Genomic DNA, 16,026 nt, shown 5'->3' on the forward strand with positions numbered 1-16,026 from the left:
TCCTCGGGTTCGGTGGCGTTGCGGGTCAGGCGGGGGTGTCGGGGTGCCGGTCGACGGCGTCGAGCTGGTCGATCCCGAAGGCCTGCGGGAGCACCGCGGTCATCGGCAGGACGCCCTGCGGGGTGTCGACGAGGCACTCGGGCCCGCCGTTCTCCCACAGCAGCTGGCGGCAGCGGCCGCACGGCATCAGGGCCAGGCCGCGCTTGTCGACGCAGGCGAAGGCGACCAGCCGGCCGCCGCCGCTGGCGTGCAGGGCCGAGACGAGCCCGCACTCCGCGCACAGCGTGACGCCGAAGGCGGCGTTCTCGACGTTGCAGCCGACGACCACCCGGCCGTCGTCGACCAGCGCGGCCGCGCCGACCTGGTAGTCGGAGTACGGCGCGTAGGCCAGCGCCGTCATCTCCCGCGCGCGGGCGCGGAGGAGCTCCCAGTCGATGCCGGACGGCGCGGCTGCGCCCTCCCGGTCCAGGGCGCTCACTTCTCGTACGCCACGCCGTCGGCGGCGGGTGGTCGCACCCGCCCGACGAGGCCGGCCACGGCGATGATCGTGGCCACGTAGGGCAGCACCAGCAGGAACTGGCTGGGCATCGGCGTGCTGAGCGTCTGCAGCTGGGAGGCCATCTGGGTGACGAAGCCGAAGAACAGGCACATCAGCGTGGCCAGCACCGGCCGCCAGCGGCCCATGATCACCGCCGCGAGGGCGATGAAGCCGTTGCCGACCGTGAACTCCTTGGAGAACGAGCCGGTGGAGGCGAGGGTGAAGAACGAGCCGCCCAGCCCGGCGAACAGGCCGCCGACCAGCACGGCCGACCAGCGCATGGTCTTGACGCTGATGCCGACGGTGTCGACCGCCTCCGGGTGCTCGCCGGTGGCGCGGACCCGCAGGCCCCAGGTGGTGCGGTAGAGCAGCAGCCACACCGCCAGCACCGAGACCGCCGCCAGGTAGGCGAGCACGGTCTGGGCGAACAGCACGCTGCCGAAGAAGGGGATCTGCGACAGCACCGGGATGGGCAGGGTCTCCAGCACGGGCGCGGAGTTGTAGCGGTCGGCCGCGGGCTGGACGAGCTGGTCGAACAGGAAGCCGGTGATGCCGACGGCCAGCAGGTTGAGCACGACGCCGAGGACGACCTGGTTGACCAGGTAGTTGATGGAGAAGACAGCCAGCAGGGCGGCCATCGCCAGCCCGGCCAGGACGGCGGCCAGCATGGCCGCGGGCACGGAGCCGGTCAGGCTGCCGACGACGGCGGCGGCGAAGGCCGCGGACAGGAACTGGCCCTCGATCGAGACGTTGACGACGCCGGCGCGCTCGCAGAGCACGCCGCACAGGGCGCCGAAGACCAGCGGGGTGGCCAGGGCGAGGGTCCCGGCGAGCTGGTTGCTGACGGGGAAGGGCAGGTCCCGACCGGCCGCGGCCCAGGTGAGGAAGCCGAGCACGACGGCCAGCCCGGCCACCGTCCCGGCCAGGGCCGGGGCGCGGCCGCGGAGCCGCCCGGAGAGGAACGCCGCCGCCGCGGCCAGGCAGACCACGGCGCAGACGGCGACGGTGGGCAGCCCCGGCAGCCCGACGGTGGGCAGCTGGACCTCGTCGAAGGCGTTGGACAGGGCGAAGCGGGCCGTGCCGCTGGTGGAGCCCAGGCTGACCAGCAGCAGCACGCCCACGAGGGCGATCAGCGCGCCGGTGGAGATCCGCTGCCGGCGGCGCTCAGCGGACTCGACGCGGCCGGCGGAGCCGTCGCCGGCACCGGGGCCGTCGGCGCGGGGGCCGGGGGCGGGCGCAGGGGCGGGGTCGAGGACGGAGCTCACGCGAGCCCTCCTTCCGCTGCGGGCCCGACGGGCCGCAGGCGACGCCGTCGCAGCCAGGGCAGCAGCTTCGCGATCAGGGCGGGCGCCGCGACGAACAGCACGATGAGCGCCTGCAGCGCGGTGGTCAGGGTCAGCGGGGTCTCCGCGACACTCTGCATCGAGAGCCCGCCCGCGTGCAGCGCGCCGAACAGCAGGCCGGCGAGCACGATGCCCAGCGGCCGCGAGCGGCCCAGCAGGGCGACGGTGATGGCGTCGAAGCCGACCGAGCCGACGAGGCCGGCCGACAGCGGCACCGGCACCCCGTTGGCGCTGGGGGCCAGGGCGGCCTGCACCCCGGCGAGGCCGGCGAGAGCCCCGGCGAGGGCCATGGTGATGATCGTCGTCCGGGCCACGCTCATGCCGGCCGTGGCCGCCGCGTGCGGGTTGGCCCCGACGGCGCGGATGGCGAAGCCGGTGGTGGAGCGGTCGAGCAGCCACCACACCCCGACGGCCGCCAGCAGCGCCAGCACGAAGCCGAGGTGCAGCTGGCCGCCCTCGAGCCGGGGGAAGGTGGCGTTCCAGTCCACGACCGGGGAGATCGGGTCGGTGCGGCCGGGCCGCAGGAAGGCCGTCGTCGTCAGCAGGTAGGACAGCAGGCCGACGGCGATGTAGTTCATCATGATCGTCACGATCACCTCGTGGGCGCCGGCACGGGCCTTGAGGAAGCCGACGACGCCGCCCCACACCCCGCCGCCGACGAGGCCGCCGAGCAGGGCCACCAGCAGGTGGACGCCCGGGGGCAGGTGCCAGGCGAAGCCGATGTAGGCGGCCACGATCGCCCCGAGGATCGCCTGGCCCTGCGCGCCGATGTTGAACAGGCCGGCCCGGAAGGCCAGGCCGACGCCCAGCCCGGCACAGATCAGCGGGGCGGCCTGGGCGGCGGACTGGGTGAGCGGGCCGTAACCGCCGACCGCGCCCTGCAGCAGCGCCGCGTAGGCGCCGCTCACCTTGTCCCAGCTGGCGCCCAGCGCGTCGCCGGGCCGGGCGAAGAAGTAGGCGAAGGTGCTGCGCACCTCGGTGTCGGACACGATCATCAGCACCGCGCCGACGAGGAAGGCCAGGACGAACGCGGCCGCGGTGGTGACGACGTCGGTCCACGGGAAGCGGCGGGCCGGCCGGCGGCTGGCGGTGGGCGTGGCCGGTCCCCCGGGCGCCGGTGCGGTCTCGGTCGTGGTCACGACTCCTCCTCCAGCGCGGCCTCGAGGGCCGCGTCCTCCTCGGACCGGGTGGTCGAGGTGGCGCTGGCCAGGGCCTCCTCGGCGGGCACCCCGGCCATCATCAGACCCAGGACCTCGCGCGACGTGCTGGGCGGCACCGTGCCGACGATGCGGCCGCGGTACATGACGACGACGCGGTCGGCGAGCGCGACCACCTCGTCGAGCTCGGTCGAGACGATGAGCACCGCGGTGCCCTTGTCGCGCTCGGCGACCAGGCGGTGGTGCAGGAACTCGATGGCGCCGACGTCGACGCCGCGGGTGGGCTGGTTGGCCACCAGCAGCGACAGGGGGCGGGAGAGCTCGCGCGCCAGCACCACCTTCTGCTGGTTGCCGCCCGACAGCGAGGCCACCGGGGTGTCGACGGACTGCGTGCGGATGTCGAACTCGGCGACCCGCTCGTCGGCGTTGCGGCGGATGCTCCCCAGGTCGAGGGCGATGCCGCGCGCGTAGGGCGCGTCCGCGAAGTGGTTGAGCACGAGGTTCTCCGCGACGGTGAAGCTGCCGACGAAGCCGTCGTGCTGGCGGTCCTCGGGCACGAAGCCGACGCCGGCCTCGATGGTGTCGCGCGGCGAGCCGGTGGGCAGCGGGCGGCCGTCCAGCTGGACCGTGCCGCTGGTCAGCGGGGCCAGCCCGAGCAGCGCCTCGGCCAGCTCGGTCTGCCCGTTGCCCTGCACGCCGGCGACGCAGACGATCTCGCCACCGGCCACCTCGAGGTCGAGGTCGCGGACGGCCAGGGTGCCGCCGGGGCTGGCGACCGAGACGCCCTGCAGGACCAGCCGGGGCTCCGGGCTCGTCCGCGCGGGGGCCTTGTCCACGACCAGGCTGACCGCGCGGCCGACCATGAGCTCGGCGAGGTGGCCCTCGGACTCGCTCGGCAGGGCGGTGCCGACGACGCGGCCGCGCCGGATCACCGTGATCCGGTCGGCGATGGCGCGCACCTCGCGCAGCTTGTGCGTGATGAAGACGATGGCCTTGCCCTCGTCGCGCAGCGAGCGCATGACGGCGATGAGCTCGTCGATCTCCTGCGGGGTGAGGACGGCGGTGGGCTCGTCGAAGATCAGGTAGCGGGCGTCCTCGGCCAGGGCCTTGAGGATCTCGACCCGCTGCTGGACGCCCACGGGCAGGTCCTCGACGACGGCGTCCGGGTCGACGTCGAAGCGGTAGCGCTCGGAGAGGGCGCGGACGGTCTGCCGCGCGCGGCGCATGTTGAGCAGCCCGCCGGCGTTCTGGCCGAGGACCAGGTTCTCGGCCACGGTGAAGACCGGGACGAGCATGAAGTGCTGGTGGACCATCCCGATCCCGGCGGCGATCGCGTCCTTGGGGCTGCGGGAGACCTGCGGCCGGCCGTCGACGGTGATCTCGCCCTCGTCGGGCTGCAGCAGCCCGTAGAGGACGTTCATCAGCGTGGACTTGCCGGCGCCGTTCTCCCCCAGCAGGCAGTGGATCTCCCCCGGCAGCACGTCCAGGTCGATCGCGTCGTTGGCGGCCAGCGAGCCGAACCGCTTGGTGATCCCGCGCAGGCGCAGGCCCGGGGCTTGGTCGGTCACGTCGCGATCCTTCCACACGGGGCCACCGGCCCCGGACGAGACGATCGGGTGGCCCGGCCGGCGCCGGGGCGCCGGTGGACCACCCGATCGACGGGGCTCAGGAGCTGGGCTGGGACTTCGACTCGATGGTGATCGAGCCCGACTCGATGTCGGTCTTGATCGTCTCGAGCTCGGTCTTCAGCTCGGCCGGGACCTTGGAGTCGAACTGGTTGAACGGCGAGAGGCCGGTCCCGCCGTTCTCGAGGGTGCCGACGTAGGGCTCGGAGCTGAAGCTGCCGTCCTGGGAGGCCTTGATCGCGTCGGTGACCGACACGTCGAGGCCCTTGTAGACGCTGCTGATGATCTGCGGGCAGTACTGCTCGGCGCTGACGCAGCCGTCGGTGTCGACCCAGATCGCGTTGACCTTGCCGCTGCTGGCCTTGGCGGCCTGCAGCGCACCCAGGCCGGCGGGGCCGGCGACGGGGAGGATGACGTCGGCGCCCTGGCTGATCAGGTTGCCGGCGGTGTTCGCGCCGCCCTTCTGGTCCTCGAAGTCGCCGGTGAACTGGCCGTCCTGCTTCGAGACGTCCCAGCCGAGCACGGCGACGTCGGCCGACTTCTTCTCGTTGTAGTAGTCGACGCCCTGGGCGAAGCCGTCCATGAAGATCGTCACCGTGGGGATCTTGAGGCCGCCGAACGTGCCGACCTTCTTGGTCTGCGACATGCCCGCGGCGAGGTAGCCGGCCATGAAGCTGGACTCGGCGGTGTTGAAGACCAGCGGCTTGAGGTTCTCGACGCCGGCGAACTTCGGGTCGTTCGAGTCGACGATGGCGAAGTCGACGTCGGGGTTCGCCTTGGCCGCGGCCAGCGTCGTGTCGGCCAGCTTGAAGCCGACGGTGACGATGATCTTGCAGTTCGCGTCGATCATGGACTGCACGTTGGTCGCGTAGTCGGCGTCGGCGTTCGACTCGATCTGCCCGGTCTGGATGCCCAGCGAGGTGGCGGCGTCGGTCAGGCCCTTGTAGGAGGTCTGGTTGAACGACTTGTCGTCAAAGCCGCCCGAGTCGGAGACCATGCAGGCCTTGAAGTCGGCGGCAGCGCCGCTGGCGCTCGCGCCGGCGCTGGCGCTCGTGCTGGCGCCGGGCTCGGCGGTGCCCGGGGCCTCGGCGCAGGCGCCGAGGGTGAGCAGGACGGCAGCGCCGAGCGCTGAACCGGCGAACAAGGACTTCTTCACCGAGGACCTCCAGGGTGCGACAGATGTGCGGTGGGAGGCGCGAGCAGCGGGGCATCCTCGTGCCGCTGCCTCACACGCCGTGCACGAACGATACCGGCTCCGGCACCGCCGACCCGCACGCTCGGCGAGCCCCCGGGCTGAGAGGAACGGGCGCCGGCTCTCAGCGTGTCGTCAGACGTGGACCTTGCGAGGGTGGTGGGATCGCGACCACTCGGAGGCCAGCGCGGCCCCGACGAACTCCGGAGGTCCGATGAAGAAGCTCCTTGCCGGCTTGGTCGTCCTGGGAACGGCCCTTGGCCCTGTCGCCCTGCTGACCGCTCCCCCCGCCGCCGCCGCCACCCGCTGTCAGGGTGGTACCGGCTCCAGCCGATGCGTCACGGTGTCGAACGTGAAGAAGCACCTCAAGGTCGTGGAGTCGGTCTCGCTCGAGAACAAGTCGTCGAAGAAGGTGACGATGCACTGCTCTTTCACGAAGTCGATCTCGCGCACGACCACCGGCTCCATCTCCCTGACGGCAGGCGTGAAGGCACAGGTCTTCGGTGTCGCGGAAGCCTCGACCTCGATCGACATCACGAGCTCGGTCAGCCAGAGCGCGAGCCAGGCCACCACCGCGGGCGGCAGCGTCGTGCTCAGGTCGCACGAGTCGGTGCTCTGCCAGCGCACCTACGGGTACGTCAAAGCCGACGTCAAGGAGGTCACCAGCACCTCGACCAAGAGCAGCACACGCCGCTACACCGTCACCATCCCGGTCAACATGGGAGTGCGGGTCGTCGACCTCTGAGGCTGCTGCGGAGCGCCCTCAGATGCCGGGGCGCTCCGCGGAGGAGGCGACGTCGGCCAGCACCCGCAGGCCGACAGGGATGCAGCGCTCGTCGGCGACGAAGTTGGGCTGGTGGATGTCGGGGGTCGAGGACGCCCCGGGCGGCCGGACGCCGAGCCGCGCGAGGGCGCCGGGCACCTGCTGCAGCATCCAGGAGAAGTCCTCCCCGCCCAGCGACTGCTCGGTCGTCGTCACCCCGTGCGGGCCGAGCATCTCCTCGGCGGCGCGGGTGAGCCGGCGGACGCCGCGGACGTGGTTGACCGCGGGCGGCACGCCGTCGTTGACGGTGACCTGGACCTCGACGCCGAAGGGCCGCACCACCTCGGCGCACAGCTGCGGCACGAGCTCCTTGGCCTGCTGCCAGCCGGCGACGTCGAGCGCGCGCAGGGTGCCCTCGATCTCCCCGGAGCTGGGGATGGCGTTGGCGACCGAGCCGGCCTGGATCCGGCCCCACATCAGCGAGACGCCGCTGCGCGGGTCCACCCGGCGCGAGAGCAGCAGCTGCACCTGCGTGGCCAGCGCCCCGAGCGCCCCGACGACGTCCTGGGTCAGGTGCGGGCGCGAGGTGTGCCCGCCGGTGCCGGTCAGCGTCACCCGGACCTGGTCGACGGCGGAGGTGATGGGCCCGGTCTTGAGGGCGATCCGGCCGGTGTCGGTGCGCGGGTCGCAGTGCAGGGCGTACACCTCGCGGACGTCGGTGAGCACCCCGCCCTCGATCGCGTCGACGGCGCCGCCGGGGTTGGTCTCCTCGGCGGGCTGGAAGATCAGCCGGACCCCGCGGGTCAGCAGGTCCTCGTCGCGCAGCCGGGCCAGCACCAGCCCGACGCCGAGCAGGATCGTCGTGTGCACGTCGTGGCCGCACGCGTGGGCCACCCCCGGCACGGTCGAGGCGAAGGGCAGGTCGGTGCGCTCCCCGATCGGCAGCGCGTCGAGGTCGGCGCGCAGCCCCACCAGGCCGTCGGCGTAGTCGAAGCCGGCCGGCAGCACGTCGCACCAGGCGCCCGTCCCGACGGGCAGCACCTTGGCGACCAGGCCGGCGCGCTCCAGCCGCTCGACCACGAGGGCGGTCGTGCGGTGCTCGGCGTTGCCGACCTCGGGGTGCGCGTGCAGGTCGCGGCGGACCGCGACCAGCTCGTCGGTCAGGTCGTCGACGGCACGGTCGATGAGGGCGCGGCGGAGGGCGTCGCTCGCGGTGGAAGACATCCACGTCATCCTCGCACGCGCACCCTCGGCGGCGAGGGCCGTCCCGGCGCGGGACTAGAAGGCGTCGCTCGGGCGGTGGACGCCCCAGACGGCGCGGAGCGCGTCGCAGACCTCCCCCACCGTCGCGCGGGCGGCGAGCGCGCGCTTCATCGGGACGAGCACGTTGTCGGTGCCGGTGGCCGCGGCGCTCAGCGCGGCCAGGGCGGCGTCGACCTCGGCCTGGTCGCGCTCGGCGCGCAGCCGGGTCAGCCGGGCGGCCTGAGCGGCCTCGAGGGCCGGGTCGACGCGCAGCGGCTCGTAGGGCTCGTCCTCGGCGCCGCCGAAGCGGTTGAGCCCGACGACCACTCGCTCGCCGCTGTCGATCTGCAGGCCGACGTCGTAGGCCGAGCGCTCGATCTCCAGCTTCTGGTAGCCCTCCTCGATGGCCTGCACCGCGCCGCCGCGCTCGGCCACCTCGCCCATCAGGCGGCGGATCTCGGCCTCGAGGCCGTCGGTGAGGGACTCCACGACGTAGGAGCCGGCGAAGGGGTCGACGGTCTTGGTGAGGTCGGTCTCGTGGGCCAGCACCTGCTGGGTGCGCAGCGCCAGCCGCGCCGCCTTCGCGCTGGGCAGGGCCAGCGCCTCGTCGTAGGAGTTGGTGTGCAGCGACTGGGTGCCGCCCAGCACCGCGGCCAGCGCCTGCACCGTCACCCGGACCAGGTTCACCTCGGGCTGCTGCGCCGTCAGCTGCACCCCGGCGGTCTGCGTGTGGAAGCGCAGCATCGCCGACTTCGGGTTCTGCGCGCCGAACTCGTCGCGGACCACCGAGGCCCAGATCCGCCGGGCGGCGCGAAACTTGGCCACCTCCTCCAGCAGCGTGGTGCGCGCGACGAAGAAGAAGGACAGCCGGGGCGCGATGTCGTCGACGGCCAGCCCCGCGGCCAGCGCCGCCTGCAGGTAGGCGATGCCGTCGGTGAGGGTGAAGGCGACCTCCTGCGCGGGCGTCGCCCCGGCCTCGGCCATGTGGTAGCCGGAGATGGAGATGGTGTTCCAGCGCGGCAGGTGCTCGGCGCAGTAGGCGAAGGTGTCGCTGACCAGGCGGAGCGAGGGCGCCGGCGGGAAGATGTAGGTGCCGCGGGCGATGTACTCCTTGAGCACGTCGTTCTGGATGGTGCCCGTCAGCGCTGCGGGGTCGGCGCCCTGCTCCTCGGCGACGAGCTGGTAGAGCAGCAGGAGCACCGCGGCGGGCGCGTTGATGGTCATCGACGTGGAGACCTCGGCCAGCGGGATGCCGGCGAACAGCTCGCGCATGTCGTCGACCGAGTCGATCGCGACGCCCACCTTGCCCACCTCGCCCGAGGCGAGCGGGGCGTCGGAGTCCATCCCCATCTGGGTCGGCAGGTCGAAGGCGACGCTCAACCCGGTCGTCCCGTGGGCGATCAGCTCCTGGTAGCGGGCGTTGGACTCGGCGGCGGTGCCGAAGCCCGCGTACTGCCGCATCGTCCAGGGCCGGGACGTGTACATCCCTGGGTGGACGCCGCGGGTGTAGGGGTGCGCCCCGGGAGCGCCCAGCGTCGTCGCGGGGTCGAAGCCGGCGAGGTCCTCGGCGGAGTAGACGGGCTCGAACGGCGTCCCGGACTCGGTCCGGCCGGTCATGGGTCCTCCTCGCGGGCGCCAGGGGCTGCGCCTCGTCCTGCATGCTTCCACAGCGCTCCGCACCGCCCGCCGCTCCGCCGGGCGGGGATCGTGGCGGGTCGTGCCGCGACATCGCGGCACGAGGCCCCACGCTCGGGTCCTCAGGCGCTGGCGACCAGCCGCTCGGCGGTGGCCACCATCGCCGTGGTCGACGCCGCCCACCCCGGCTCCTGCCCGCGGTAGGGGCCCGTGGCCAGCGAGACGACCACCCCGGCCGCCCGCAGCCGCAGCGACGACGGGTCGACACGGGCGTCGAAGACCGGCAGCCAGAGCCGGACCAGCCGCTCCAGCCCGGCGGCCTGGGCGGCGTCCATCCGCTGCACGGTCGACAGGTGCGCCAGCAGGCAGGCCAGGTCGTCGACGCGGCGGCCCGGCCCGACGGTGTCGACGTCGATCAGCCCCGTCAGCCGGCCGCTGCGGACGAAGAGCTGCCCCTCGTGGAAGTCGCCGTGGGTCGCCTCCTCCCCGGGCGGCTCCCCCGCGGTGCCGGCGGCGATGGCCCCGACGAGCCGGTCGAGCCGTGGCCCCAGGGCCGGCAGCGCGGCGGCCACCACGTCGGAGTAGCCGGCCACGGCGTCGGACCAGGCCGGCCGGCGGGGCAGCCGGGCGGCCTGGGCCGGCAGCGCGTCCAGCACGGCCACCAGCTCCTCGGCCCGGCAGGGCAGCGCCTCGTCGAACAGGGCCTGGGCCAGCGGGCGCCCGGGCACCTCGCGCAGCACCAGCAGGCAGTCGCGGGTGGCCGCCGCCACGACCGGGGTCGGGAGGCCGGCCCGGCTCAGCAGCGTGTGCCGCTCCAGCGCCGGCCCGAAGAGGGCCTCCCGGAGCACCTTCACGTAGACCGTGGCCGGTCCTCCGGGCCGCCGGCTGCGCACCCGCAGCACCGCCCGCCGGCGCGGCCGGTAGCTGACGACCTCGACGGCCAGGTCCTCGGGGCGCACCGCGCCGCCCCAGACGTCGTGCTCGGTCAGCAGCCGGGCCAGCTCCTGCGGCACGGCGGCGCGCGGCAGGCCGGGCAGGTCGGGGTCTGCCGGGTAGAGCCAGACGGCCACCTCCCGGTCGCCGTCCCCGAAGATCACCGCGCGCTCGTCGTTGCCCCGGCGTCCGCCCACCCGGGCGCTGGCACCCAGCAGCTCCTCGCGCACCCCGCCCGGCCAGGCCACGGTGGCGGCGTAGGTGGCGGTGGTGCTGCGGCCCGGGCTGGCGTCGACGTGGTCCAGCCGCCAGCCCGCCAGCCGGCCCCCGGCGTGCTCCACCGCGGCGCCCAGCAGGTCGCCCACCTCCGCGGAGGTGAGCAGGCCGGCGCCGTCGTCCATCCGGCGATCCTGCCAGAGGCCCCGCCCCGGGGAGGTCCCACCGGTCGGCGGCGGCCCGCCGGGCGCGCACGGGGATGGGACCATGGCGCCCGTGGACACAGCCCTCGGCATCTGCGCGATCGTCGCCTCGGTCCTGGTCGTGACCGCCGTGGCCGACAGGATCCGGTTCCCGGCGCCCCTGCTGCTCATGCTCGTCGGGATCGGGGCGTCCTTCGTGCCGTTCATCGACGAGCCCGAGCTGACCCCGGAGCTGGTGCTCATCGGCTTCCTGCCGCCGCTGCTGTACGCGGCCGCCATCCGCTCGTCGGTCATCGACTTCCGCACGAACTTCCGGCCCATCGGCTTCCTGTCGGTGCTGCTGGTCGTCATCACCGCCCTCGGCATCGGCCTGCTCACCTGGCTGCTGCTGCCCGTCCCGTTCGCGGTGGCTTTCGCCCTGGGCGCCGTCGTCGCGCCGCCCGACGCCGTGGCCGCCACCGCGATCGCGCGCCGGATCGGGCTGCCGCGCCGGGTGGTCACCCTGCTGGAGGGCGAGTCGCTGCTCAACGACGCGACGGCCATCACCTGCCTGCGCGTCGCCCTGGTGGCCATCGCCGGCGCCGTCAGCGCCGCGGAGATCGGCCTCGGCTTCGCCATCGCCGTCACCGGCGCCCTGGTGGGTGCAGCGGTGGCCGCGCTCGCGGTGGCCGTCCGCCGGCACGTGAACAACCCGGTCTTCGACACCGCGATCTCGCTGCTGGTGCCCTTCGTGGCCTACCTGCCCGCCGAGGAGCTCGGCTACCAGGACTACCACGGCTCCGGCGTCATCGCCGTGGTGACGGCGGGCCTGCTGCTCGGCCACAAGTCGCCGGTGATCCAGAGCGGGCAGTCGCGGTTGGCGGAGCGGGTCAACTGGGCCACGATCCAGTTCCTGCTGGAGAACACCGTCTTCCTGCTGATCGGCCTGCAGGCGCGGCGGATCATCGAGGCGCTGTCCACCTCGACGCTGTCCGGCGGCCTGATCGCGCTGTTCGTGGTGTCGGTCCTGGTCGGGGTGATCGTGCTGCGGCTGGTCTGGGTGACGATCTCCCGTTTCCTCATCTACCGCGTCGACCGCGAGACCGGCGAGGGCCGGCCGCCGTGGTCGCACACCGTCGTCGTCGGCTGGGCGGGGCTGCGCGGTGTCGTCACGCTGGCGGCGGCCTTCCTCATACCCGAGGACGTCGAGCACCGGGCGGTGCTGATCTTCGCCGCCATGGTCGTCACCGCCGGCACCCTGCTGATCCAGGGGCTGACGCTGCCCTGGCTGGTCCGGGCACTGCGGATGCGCGGGCCCGACGCGCGCTCGGACGCCCTGCAGGCGGCCACGGTGCTGACCACGGCCGGGAACGCCGGCCTGGCGGCGCTGGAGGAGCAGGCCCGGCCCGACGACGAGCCGAGCGCCGTGCAGCTGGTCCGGGACCGGATCACCGCCCGTTCCGACGCCCTGTGGGAGAAGCTGGGCACCGGCCGCGACTCCACCGAGACCCCGGCCGAGCAGTACCGCCGGCTCCGGCTGGGCGCCATGCGGGCCGAGCGCGACGAGGTGCTGCGGATCCGCTCCAGCGGCACGGTCGACCACGACGTCATCGAGCAGGTGCTGGCGAGCTTCGACATCGAGGAGTCGATGCTGACGATCGCCACCGAGCGCGCCGACCGGCTGAGCGAGAACCAGACGGTGGCCACTCCGGTCGATCCCAGCGGCTCCTGCGTGCACCTCGACGCCGCCCCCGCCGAGGTCGACGCCGAGCCGCTCTCGGAGGTCTGCCTCGACTGCGTCCGCGAGGGCACCCGGTCGGTCCACCTGCGGCGCTGCGCGGCCTGCGGCAACGTCGGCTGCTGCGACTCCTCGGTGGGCCGGCACGCCGAGCGGCACTTCCGCACCAGCCACCACCCGGTGATGCGCAGCCACGAGGACGGGGAGTCCTGGCGCTGGTGCTACGTGGACGAGCGGCTCGGCTGAGCGCAGCCCGTCCCGGGAGCGGTGTATCAGGGCTCCCCAGATCGCCTCCTGACCGGTACAACTGGGTGGGCGCGCCCGCGCGCCGCCCGACCCCACCGGAGAGCGAGCGATGACCTCAGACCCCCGCGCCAGCGCCACCCCGGGCCAGCGAGCGCCCCTGACCGGCTTCGGCCCGGTGGACACCAGCGGGATGGACACCTCGCCGCAGCGGGGGGCGCCGCCCGCGGACCTGCTGCAGCGCCACGACGGCCGCACCCTCGACCCGAGCACCGCCGTCCGCGCCGGCGGGCAGCCGCTGCAGAGCACCGTCTACCGGGGCAGCCGGCTGCTGGTCCGCCCCACCGCCCACGAGGACGCCGTGCTGGCCCGGCTCACCGAGGTGGCCGGCACGCGCTTCGGCCTCGACGTCGTCGTCGACCCGCTGGACGTGCGGCTGCGCGACCTGGCCCGGGCGGCCGGGATCGGCCCGGAGGAGCCGCAGCCGCTGGTGCTCCGGGTGGAGCTGCGGGCCCGCTACGACGACGGCCCCGTCGGCCCGCCCGACGCCTGGCCGGTGCTGCAGGCCTTCCGGCACAGCTACCCGGCCGACTCGGTCGAGGGGGCGAGCGTCCAGCTCGACCACGTCGTCACGCCGCACGGGGAGGACGGGGTCACGGCCAACCCGTACTGGAAGGTGCCGAGCGCGTCGGGCAACCCGTACTGGAAGGTCCCCGGCACCTCGGGCCAGCCCTACTGGAAGGTGCCCGGCGGCACCGACGCCGCGGGCGGGCTGGCCGAGTACGCCGCCCCCGGGCACGGCGGCCGGACCCCGGTGGCCTGGCTGGGTCCGGAGCCGGTGCTGAGCCCGCTGCCGGCCGGCCGCCGGCGCCCCGTCGTCGCCGTCCTCGACACCGGGATCGGCCGGCACTACTGGCTCCCCGAGGGCGAGGTCGTCGACCGCGCCCCCACGGTGGAGGGGCTGCGAATCGGGCTCACCGACGCCTCGACCGCCCCCGAGGACCCGTCGGTCCGCAGCAACACCCTGGTCGGCGAGGTCGACCCCAGCGCGGGCCACGGCACCTTCATCGCCGGGCTGGTCCGGCAGAAGTGCCCGGACGCGCGGCTGCTGGCCGTCCGGGTGGTGCAGGGCGACGGCGTCGTCGCCGAGGCCGACCTGCTGGAGGCCCTCGGCATGCTCTGGCTGCGCCAGGCGCTGGCGCTGCGCCGGGGCCGTCCCGAGGAGCTGGTCGACGTCGTCTCGATGTCGCTCGGCTACTACCACGAGACCCCGGCCGACGCGGCCTTCGACCCCCTGCTGCTCGCCCCCGTCCGGGCGCTGGGCCGGCTCGGCGTGGCCGTCGTCGTCTCGGCCGGCAACGACGCCACCCTGCGGCCGATGTACCCGGCGGCCTTCTCCCCGCACCCCGGCGGGCTGGTGCCGGCCCCGCTGGCCGACGAGGTGCCCGTCGTCGCCGTGGGCGCCACCAACCCCGACCGCACCGTCGCGCTGTTCTCCAACGAGGGTCCGTGGGTGCACGCGCACCGGCCGGGCGCGGCCCTGGTCAGCACGCTGCCGGCCTTCGACGGCTCCCGCTCCCCCACCCTGGAGCGCCGTCCGCTGGGGATGGCGCCGCGGGCCACCATCGACCCGGACGACTTCAGCGCCGGCTTCGGGGTCTGGAGCGGCACGTCGTTCTCGGCGCCGGTGCTGGTCGGGGAGATCGCGCAGCACCTGCACGCCTCCGGCGCCCTGCGGGCCGACGACGTCGACCCGGCCGCCGCGGTGGCGCGGGCCTGGGCCGCGGTGACCGCCCGGGTGCCGTCGCTGGTCCGGCCGGGCACCACCGGGCCGGACACGACCGGGCACGACGGGCAGGACGGGCAGGACGGGCAGGACGGGGCCGGGACCACCGGCACCACGGACGGCGAGCACACGGACGGGACGTGGGTGGGGCGATGACGGGCGCGGTGGAGGACGGGGCGGACGGCCGGACGGGAGGGGCCGGCGGTGCGGAGCCGGAGCGGCTGGCGGTGCGGGCGGCGCGGTTGTTCCTGGCCTACCGCGACGGCGACGCGGCGCGGATGGGTGACCTGGTCACGCTGGTGACGCCGCTGCTGTGGCACACCGCGCGCGGCGCCCGGCTGGACGCGGCGACCGCGGAGGACGTGCTGCAGACGGTGTGGCTGGCCCTCGTGCGGCACGCCGACACCATCACCGACCCGGTGGCGGTGCTGCAGTGGCTGGTGGTCAGCACCAAGCGCGAGTCGTGGCGGGTGTCGCGGGCGCAGACCCGCACCCGCCCCGAGGACTTCGAGGCGAGCGACAGCGCCGCCGGGGCCGTGGTCGAGGCCGTCGGCACCCCGTCGGTCGAGGAGGAGGTGCTGGGTGCGGCCACCAACTCGACGCTGTGGCGCCACATCGCCGCGCTACCGGAGCGCTGCCGGGCGCTGCTGCGGGTGATCGCCTTCGCCGACCGCCCCGACTACGCCGAGCTGTCCCGCTCCCTGGGGATGCCCCAGGGCAGCATCGGACCCACCCGCGGCCGCTGCCTGGCGAAGCTCCGCCTGGCCCTGGCCGCCGATCCCGCCTGGGAGACCCCGTGAGCACGCCGGACCCGCGCGACGACGACGCCCGGCTCGACGCCCTGGCCGCCGAGCCGCTCGACGCGGACGACGCCGCGGTGCTGGGCGCGATCCGCGCCCTGCTGGAGGAGCACGACCCCGTCCCCGAGGGCCTGGTGGACCGGATCGAGTTCGAGCTCACCCTCGACGCGCTGCAGGCGGAGGTGGCGACCCTCACCCAGGTCGACCTGGTCGGCTCCGGGGCCCGCAGCTCCACGGAGGCGGTCCGGACCATCACCTTCACCAGCGAGTCGGTGACCACGATGGTCACCCTGACCCCGCAGGAGGCGGGCAGCGTCCGCGTCGACGGCTGGGCCGCCCCCGGCGCCGGCGTCCGGGTCGAGGTCCTGCACGCCGGCGGCAGCCAGGCGACCACCGCCGACGAGGACGGCCGCTTCGTCTTCGAGCGCGTCCCCGTCGGCCTGGCCAAGTTCGTCCTGCACGTCCCCGCCGGCGACGGCGAGGCCACGGTCCTGAGCCCGGCGGTGGAGCTGTAAGAGGGTCGAGCGAACCCGAGCGGCAACCGGACGGGGCGCCGCCGGACGGAGGAGGAGCGGGTGGACACGTTCCTCGTCCACCCGGGACGACGACGCCGGCGGGCCAGAGCCCCGGACG

Annotated in this window: 13 protein-coding genes; 5 read left to right on the top strand and 8 right to left on the bottom strand. The window is 74.4% G+C overall.

Features of this window, described 5'->3' with window-relative positions:
- Nucleotides 1–25: 25 nt before the first annotated feature.
- The 5 genes from JOF54_RS06735 to JOF54_RS06755 form a co-directional block, all read right to left on the bottom strand.
- Nucleotides 26–469 carry a cytidine deaminase gene (locus tag JOF54_RS06735; protein WP_281073618.1) on the bottom strand — a complete coding sequence of 148 codons (444 nt, stop codon included), beginning with the start codon at nt 467–469 and terminating at the stop codon, nt 26–28.
- A gap of 5 nt (nt 470–474) precedes the next feature.
- The gene (locus JOF54_RS06740; RefSeq protein WP_210054126.1) at nt 475–1,803 is read right to left on the bottom strand and encodes an ABC transporter permease; all 1,329 of its coding nucleotides are present in this window, start codon (nt 1,801–1,803) and stop codon (nt 475–477) included.
- Nucleotides 1,800–3,020 (bottom strand): ABC transporter permease, encoded by a 1,221-nt coding sequence (locus JOF54_RS06745; RefSeq protein WP_210054128.1) that lies wholly within the window; start codon nt 3,018–3,020, stop codon nt 1,800–1,802. Before JOF54_RS06745 ends, JOF54_RS06740 begins: the two co-directional genes overlap by 4 nt.
- Complete coding sequence (locus JOF54_RS06750; RefSeq protein WP_307803911.1) at nt 3,017–4,606, bottom strand: ABC transporter ATP-binding protein; 1,590 nt, start codon at nt 4,604–4,606, stop codon at nt 3,017–3,019. The genes JOF54_RS06745 and JOF54_RS06750 overlap by 4 nt, the downstream gene beginning before the upstream one ends.
- Nucleotides 4,607–4,703: 97 nt before the next feature.
- Nucleotides 4,704–5,819 (bottom strand): BMP family lipoprotein, encoded by a 1,116-nt coding sequence (locus JOF54_RS06755; RefSeq protein WP_210054132.1) that lies wholly within the window; start codon nt 5,817–5,819, stop codon nt 4,704–4,706.
- A 250-nt stretch (nt 5,820–6,069) separates the two neighbouring features.
- Between JOF54_RS06755 and JOF54_RS06760 the strand changes: the two genes are divergently transcribed.
- On the top strand, nt 6,070–6,600 hold the full coding sequence (locus JOF54_RS06760; protein WP_210054135.1) for a hypothetical protein: 531 nt from the start codon (nt 6,070–6,072) through the stop codon (nt 6,598–6,600).
- A gap of 18 nt (nt 6,601–6,618) precedes the next feature.
- Here the strand turns inward: JOF54_RS06760 and JOF54_RS06765 are convergent, their stop codons facing one another.
- From JOF54_RS06765 to JOF54_RS06775, 3 genes are all read right to left on the bottom strand, one after another.
- The gene (locus tag JOF54_RS06765) at nt 6,619–7,842 is read right to left on the bottom strand and encodes an amidohydrolase (RefSeq protein WP_210054137.1); all 1,224 of its coding nucleotides are present in this window, start codon (nt 7,840–7,842) and stop codon (nt 6,619–6,621) included.
- Nucleotides 7,843–7,896: 54 nt separating this feature from the next.
- Nucleotides 7,897–9,477 carry an acyl-CoA mutase large subunit family protein gene (locus JOF54_RS06770; RefSeq protein ID WP_210054139.1) on the bottom strand — a complete coding sequence of 527 codons (1,581 nt, stop codon included), beginning with the start codon at nt 9,475–9,477 and terminating at the stop codon, nt 7,897–7,899.
- A 140-nt stretch (nt 9,478–9,617) separates the two neighbouring features.
- Complete coding sequence (locus JOF54_RS06775; protein ID WP_210054140.1) at nt 9,618–10,829, bottom strand: phosphotransferase; 1,212 nt, start codon at nt 10,827–10,829, stop codon at nt 9,618–9,620.
- Between the two features lie 82 nt (nt 10,830–10,911).
- Here JOF54_RS06775 and JOF54_RS06780 point away from each other — a divergent pair, with 82 nt between their 5' ends.
- The 4 genes from JOF54_RS06780 to JOF54_RS06795 all read left to right on the top strand — a co-directional run bounded on the left by JOF54_RS06780 (nt 10,912) and on the right by JOF54_RS06795 (nt 15,908).
- Complete coding sequence (locus JOF54_RS06780; RefSeq protein ID WP_210054142.1) at nt 10,912–12,810, top strand: Na+/H+ antiporter; 1,899 nt, start codon at nt 10,912–10,914, stop codon at nt 12,808–12,810.
- A 109-nt stretch (nt 12,811–12,919) separates the two neighbouring features.
- Nucleotides 12,920–14,749 carry a S8/S53 family peptidase gene (locus JOF54_RS06785; protein ID WP_210054144.1) on the top strand — a complete coding sequence of 610 codons (1,830 nt, stop codon included), beginning with the start codon at nt 12,920–12,922 and terminating at the stop codon, nt 14,747–14,749.
- Nucleotides 14,746–15,393, top strand: a complete 648-nt coding sequence (locus tag JOF54_RS06790) for an RNA polymerase sigma factor (protein ID WP_210054146.1) — start codon at nt 14,746–14,748, stop codon at nt 15,391–15,393. The genes JOF54_RS06785 and JOF54_RS06790 overlap by 4 nt, the downstream gene beginning before the upstream one ends.
- Entirely contained in the window at nt 15,390–15,908 is a 519-nt protein-coding gene (locus tag JOF54_RS06795) for a hypothetical protein (RefSeq protein WP_210054148.1), read from the top strand. Before JOF54_RS06790 ends, JOF54_RS06795 begins: the two co-directional genes overlap by 4 nt.
- Nucleotides 15,909–16,026 lie beyond the last annotated feature (118 nt).

The organism is Microlunatus capsulatus, assembly GCF_017876495.1.
GTDB classification, from domain to species: Bacteria; Actinomycetota; Actinomycetes; order Propionibacteriales; family Propionibacteriaceae; genus Microlunatus; species Microlunatus capsulatus.

Excerpts from the sequence above, each read along its gene's own strand:
- JOF54_RS06760 (WP_210054135.1), top strand. The coding sequence starts at position 6,070 with ATGAAGAAGCTCCTTGCCGGCTTGGTCGTCCTGGGAACGGCCCTTGGC.
- JOF54_RS06765 (WP_210054137.1), bottom strand. The coding sequence starts at position 7,842 with ATGTCTTCCACCGCGAGCGACGCCCTCCGCCGCGCCCTCATCGACCGT.
- JOF54_RS06770 (WP_210054139.1), bottom strand. The coding sequence starts at position 9,477 with ATGACCGGCCGGACCGAGTCCGGGACGCCGTTCGAGCCCGTCTACTCC.
- JOF54_RS06775 (WP_210054140.1), bottom strand. The coding sequence starts at position 10,829 with ATGGACGACGGCGCCGGCCTGCTCACCTCCGCGGAGGTGGGCGACCTG.
- JOF54_RS06780 (WP_210054142.1), top strand. The coding sequence starts at position 10,912 with ATGGCGCCCGTGGACACAGCCCTCGGCATCTGCGCGATCGTCGCCTCG.
- JOF54_RS06785 (WP_210054144.1), top strand. The coding sequence starts at position 12,920 with ATGACCTCAGACCCCCGCGCCAGCGCCACCCCGGGCCAGCGAGCGCCC.
- JOF54_RS06790 (WP_210054146.1), top strand. The coding sequence starts at position 14,746 with ATGACGGGCGCGGTGGAGGACGGGGCGGACGGCCGGACGGGAGGGGCC.